Annotated in this window: 5 protein-coding genes; all 5 read left to right on the top strand. The window is 55.4% G+C overall.

Going from position 1 to position 5,542, the window contains the following annotated elements:
- On the top strand, positions 1-1,911 hold a 1,911-nt coding region (gene hyfB / locus AC2VLY_RS02620; RefSeq protein ID WP_486921719.1), incomplete at its 5' end, for a hydrogenase 4 subunit B.
- A gap of 21 nt (positions 1,912-1,932) precedes the next feature.
- The gene (locus tag AC2VLY_RS02615; protein WP_193651304.1) at positions 1,933-2,883 is read left to right on the top strand and encodes a respiratory chain complex I subunit 1 family protein; all 951 of its coding nucleotides are present in this window, start codon (positions 1,933-1,935) and stop codon (positions 2,881-2,883) included.
- Positions 2,884-2,885: 2 nt separating this feature from the next.
- Entirely contained in the window at positions 2,886-3,566 is a 681-nt protein-coding gene (locus tag AC2VLY_RS02610) for a formate hydrogenlyase (RefSeq protein ID WP_142087602.1), read from the top strand.
- Positions 3,563-5,017, top strand: a complete 1,455-nt coding sequence (locus tag AC2VLY_RS02605) for a hydrogenase 4 subunit F (RefSeq protein ID WP_215888203.1) — start codon at positions 3,563-3,565, stop codon at positions 5,015-5,017. Before AC2VLY_RS02610 ends, AC2VLY_RS02605 begins: the two co-directional genes overlap by 4 nt.
- On the top strand, positions 5,014-5,542 hold a 529-nt coding region (locus tag AC2VLY_RS02600), incomplete at its 3' end, for an NADH-quinone oxidoreductase subunit C (protein WP_486921718.1). The genes AC2VLY_RS02605 and AC2VLY_RS02600, both read left to right, overlap by 4 nt.

The raw sequence follows: 5,542 nt of genomic DNA, 5'->3' as shown, positions 1-5,542 counted from the left end.
GCATTGCCAATCCGCTGGAAACGTTCCCTGGGTTTTCTGCTGACCGTTGCATTTTGCCTGCTACTCATCGTGGTCGGCATACATGCGCTGGCAAGCCCTGCGCTCCATGCAAGTATCCCGGGGCCACTCACCGATCTTGCCTGGCAATTTACCCTCGACCCGCTCTCCGGTTTTTTTCTGTTGGTGCTGGGATCCGTAGGTTTTGCAGCGTCCTTGCATGCTATCGGCTATTTCTATCATGGCAGCCAGAGCAAGCTGAAACAGGTGCTATTGCCTTATCCGGTTTTTGTGACGGCCATGGTTTGGGTATTGCTGGCAGCCAATGCCTACACATTCCTTGTGGCCTGGGAACTGATGGCCCTGAGTTCAACATTTCTTATCCTGGTCGAAGGCCAGGACCAGCGTCGGCAGCAAGCCGCATATCTGTATTTACTGATCGCGCATCTCGGTGCCCTGGCCCTTTTTGTCGCTTTTGCCTTGCTGAGTCATGGTGATCTGATCAGCAATGGGAATTTTCAGCGCATGGCACAATCGCCCTATTCTCCTGTGGTCGCCAATGCGGTTTTTGGCCTCACCTTGCTGGGCTTTGGTGCAAAACTGGGGCTTCTGCCACTTCATGCCTGGCTTCCAGAGGCGCATCCGGCGGCGCCATCGCCGGTTTCGGCACTGATGAGTGGGGCCATGTTGCCCGTTGCGGTCTATGGCCTGCTGCGGATTGACTGGCAAATTCTTCCGGCGGGCGCGGGGTGGTGGGGTCCGCTTTGGCTGGGACTGGGTTTAAGCTCTGCACTTTTTGCCGTTTTGTATTCGGCATTGCAAACCGACATGAAGCGGCTGCTGGCTTATTCCTCCATGGAAAATATGGGACTCATCCTGATCGCTCTCGGTCTTTCCCGAATTTTTGCGGAGCAGGCACTATGGTCCCTGGCCGCTCTTGCGTTGGTAGCGGGTTTATTTCAAGTGCTGAATCACGCTTTTTTCAAGAGCTTGCTTTTTCTGGGAAGCGGCAGCGTTCTGCACGCTACAGGCACCCTGGAAATGTCCCATTTGGGTGGCCTGATTCGTTCCATGCCGCAGACGGCTTTTCTGGTGCTCATTGGCATTTTTGCCCTTGCCGGATTGCCGCCGTTGAATGGTTTTGCTTCGGAATGGCTGTTACTTCAGGCCTTCCTATTGGCCCCCAGCTTGCCATCAGGAATGCTGCGGGCCATTCTTCCCCTGGCCGCCGCAGGCGTGGTGCTGGTTACTGCTGTGGCGGCTTTTGCCATCGTCAAATTTTACGGGATCGCTTTTCTGGGGCGGGCGCGTAGTGCGGTCGCCAAACAGGAGGCCGGAATCTGGGAGCGCGCCAGCATGGCCTTTTTGGCCCTGTTCTGCGTCCTGCTCGGTGTGTTTCCGGGCCGCGTAGTAGACAGTTTGTCGCACATAACGGCTCTGTTGTTACATGGCAGCCAGATAGCCCACCAAAGCGCGCTGGCGCTCACGCCGATTTCGGCGCAGCGGGCCAGTTATCTCCCCGGCGTTTTTCTTTTGGGAATCGCACTGTCCATTGCGGTCGTTTTTGTACTGGTTTGGTGGCGTTTCGGTCGCTCCCTGCGCCGTGCCCCCGTATGGTCCTGTGGTTTTGCAGCAGATTATAGTGCCCAAACACAAGACAGTCCGACCGGTTTCAGCCAGCCTCTGCTCAGAATTTTTGGCGTTTCCTTAAGCACGCTCAGAAACCGCCAGGGCGGGAGAAACACCCTCCCGGTGCAAATTCCTGATCCTTTCTGGAAAGGTTTTTACCTGCCCTGGGGTCGTGTCACCCTGTGGATTGCCGAAGGGATCAGCAGATTACAGCATGGTCGCATCACCTCTTATCTGCTGTATTCTTTTCTGACCCTGATTGTCCTTCTGGTGTTTTTTCGGTGAATACAAGAGGGCGAGGCTTCAATGACTAGTCTGATCGGCTGGCGGGATCAATGCTTCCAGATCCTTTTTGTCGTCGCGGCGGCTCCACTTCTGGCGGGTTGGCTGCAGACGGTCCGGGCACTTTTGCAAAATCGGCGTTCTGCAGGGATTCTCCAGCCCTATCGTGATCTTTTTCGACTGTTTCATAAGGAAACCCTGATCCCTGAACAATCTTCCTGGCTGTTTCAGTTTTCACCCTATGTCATGTTCGGAGCCAAGATCATGGCGGTGGCCATCGTGCCCATCATTGCCAATGGCTTGCCTCTGGCCAGTGCCGCCGATGTCATTGCGCTGGTGGGTCTGCTGGCCGTGGCGCGCATTTTTCAGGTGCTGGCGGCCATGGATACGGGAACAGCTTTTGGCAGTTATGGGGCGCATCGTGAAATGCTGATTTCCGCATTGGCAGAACCGGCCTTACTGGCGGCACTGTTTACCGCCTCTTTATTGGCCCGATCCACATCGCTTGTGCAGATTGTTCATCTGAGTCAAATACAGTTATTTTCCATTCATCCCAGCATGGTTTTTGCCGCCATCGCATTTGGCTTTGTTCTGCTCGTAGAAAACGCCAGAATTCCGGTGGACAATCCGGCAACGCACCTCGAACTGACCATGATTCACGAAGCGATGGTGCTGGAGTATTCAGGGCGGCACCTGGCACTGCTCGAATGGGCGGCACAACTCAAGCTGTTTTTATATATGACCATTGGTTTCGCCCTGTTCCTGCCCTGGGGAATTGCTGCAAAACCGTCGCTGACAAGCCTGGTCATTGCTGCAGGACTGGTTCTCGTCAAACTTTTTTTTGCGGTTGTGGTTCTGGCGCTGATTGAAACCTTACTGGCAAAAAAACGGCTTTTTCGGGTCCCTGAGTTCGCCATCACCGGCTTTCTTTTCGGGGTCATCGGGCTATTGAGTCACTTCATGCTGGGGTCATGATCATGCATTCCATTCTTGCCCATAGCGCGATTATCAGCCCCGTGTTGAGAATTCTCGCGGCCTGGATGTTGGTACTCAGTTTCGCCCTGCTTGCGCAAAGACGGCTGCTGAGTCTTATTCGCCTGCTTGCCTGGCAGGGGGTCACCCTGGCGGTGGGTACGGCCCTCGTCGGGCAGTTGACGGGTGATCCCGTCCTCTGGGTTTCGGCAGTGTTGACCTTGTCCATCAAGGGGATTCTCATGCCCTATGTGTTGCATTACCTGTTGCGCCGTCTGCAGGTGCGCGGTGATGTCGAGATGACGCTCAATGTCCCTAGTACGCAACTGCTGGGTATTTTGCTGGTGGTATTTGCATTTTCCATTGCTGCCCCTCTGGATGGATATTTGCCTGCCGCGACGCATGGCATGCTGGGGATTGCCCTGGCCGCATTTTTGCTGTCGTTCCTGATGATGATTACCCGCCGCAAGGCAATCTCCCAGATCGTGGGCTTTCTGGCCATGGATAACGCCCTGTTTTTCGCCGCCACCAGTGCAACACTGGGGATGCCGCTGATCGTCGAATTGGGTATTGCCCTGGATACCCTGATCGGGTTGGTGGTGATTGGCGTCTTTTTCTTTCAGATCCGCGACACTTTCGACAGTCTCGATCTGCATTATCTGGAACATATCCGGGAGGATAAATGATCATCTTCTGGGTGCTGGTTCTGGCTGGTGCCGGAGTTCCCTTACTGGCGTTTTTGGGCAGCGGGCGACGCGGAGCCAGACTGTTTCTGCTGCTTAATTTTCTGGTGTTGATCGCCTGTGTGGTTATGTCCGTGCAGGTGGCTACCCAGGGCATCATCCGGGCAGGCGGCGATGAATTCCGGGTGGACGCCTTTTCCCTGTTACTGGCACTGGTCAACAGTACGGTCGGCTTTTCCATTGCCTGGTTTTCACACAGCTACTTTCTGAAAGAAGTACAGCATCATGGCTTGTCCGCAGGGCAACAAAAGCTGTACCACAGTATGTTCCAGCTTTTTCTATTTACCATGTTGCTCGCTGTGCTCACCAACAACATGGGGATTCTCTGGGTGGCTCTGGAAGGGGCGACCCTGTCCAGTGTGCTGCTGGTCAGTCTGATGCGTAAGCCGCAAGGTCTGGAGGCCGCATGGAAATACTTCATTCTCTGTGGCGTCGGACTCGCCATGGCGCTGTTGGGAACGGTGTTACTGTATTTTGCGGCGGAACCCGCGCTGGGTGCAGGCAGTGATGCCTTACTTTGGTCACAACTGCATGCCCATTCTGCCGCGCTCAATTCCGGGGTGCTGACCATTGCCTTTATTTTTGTGCTCGTGGGCTTTGGAACCAAGGTTGGTCTGGCCCCCCTGCACAGTTGGTTACCCGATGCCCATGCGGCAGGACCCAGTTCTGCATCCGCCGCCTTGTCCGCTTTGCTGCTGAATGTGGCGCTGTATGCCATCCTGCGTTTTAAAAGTCTCCTGTACGGCCCTGTGGCCGGGCCTTTCACTGGGCATCTGCTGATGGGCTTCGGTCTTCTGACCCTGTTACTTGCTGCCTTTTCCATGTTTCGGCAACAGGACGTCAAACGTCTTTTTGCCTACTCTTCCATGGAGCACATGGCACTGATCACTTTTGCTTTTGGATTGGGCGGTCCGCTGGCAATATTTGCGGGTATGCTCCACATGCTGGGACATAGTCTGGCAAAATCCTCGGTGTTTTTCGCTACCGGGCAGGCCAGCCAGGAAGCCGGCACTCAGGACATTTCCGCACTGAACGGCTTGCTGCATTCCCGGCCCGTCCTGGGCTGGAGTGTGCTCCTGTCGGTGCTGGCGATTCTGGGTATGCCTCCGGGTTCTCTGTTTTTTAGTGAAATTCTGATTCTTGCCAGTGCGGTACAACAATCCTGGCAAAGCGTGCCTTTTCTGCTCGTCGGCCTGGGTACCGTATTTGCGGCAATATACCCGCGCCTGCAGGCCATGCTCCTGGCCCCCGCCAATTCCCTCCCCAACCGGCAAAGCGGGGTAGGCGGGCTTTTGCCGGTTTTTTTTCAAATATCCCTGGTGGTGATTCTGGGGGTGGCGATCCCCGGGCAAATAGAGCTATGGCTGCATGACGTTGCAGGAATTGTCCAATGACTGCACCTGACTCTGAAGCTTTATCATCTATGGGCCAGTGGCAACAAATTCTGACTGCGCCACCCGTCTGGCGGGTCATGGTGCAGGCTGCATCCTGGACAAGCGCTGCGCTGGCGCTGCGCGATCAGGGCGGGCGTTTGCTGGGATTGTGGGGTGAGGCGGGCCATGAGAATGCATTCTTTTACATACATGCGCTGGGCCTTGGTTCAACCGGATATGTGTGGATCACTCTGACGGTGCAATCCGGCGAGGGACAATTTCCCTCGCTGGCCGACATTTTTCCCGCTGCCTCACGGATGGAGCGGGCCCTGTACGATCTTACGGGAATCATGGCGACGGGGAATGCGGATACCCGGCCATGGCTCCGCCATCAGTGCTGGCCAGCGGAGGTTTTTCCACTGCAGAGGGGCTATCTGGATGCGGCATCATTCGGCGTGGATGGCGATGCCGATTATCCTTTTCAATTGATTGATAGCGTGGATGTCCACCAGATTCCAGTGGGGCCGGTACACGCGGGCACCATTG

The sequence above is a fragment of the Acidithiobacillus sp. TH-A36 genome, from assembly GCF_057473445.1.
This window is presented reverse-complemented; position numbering and strand designations above follow the sequence as displayed.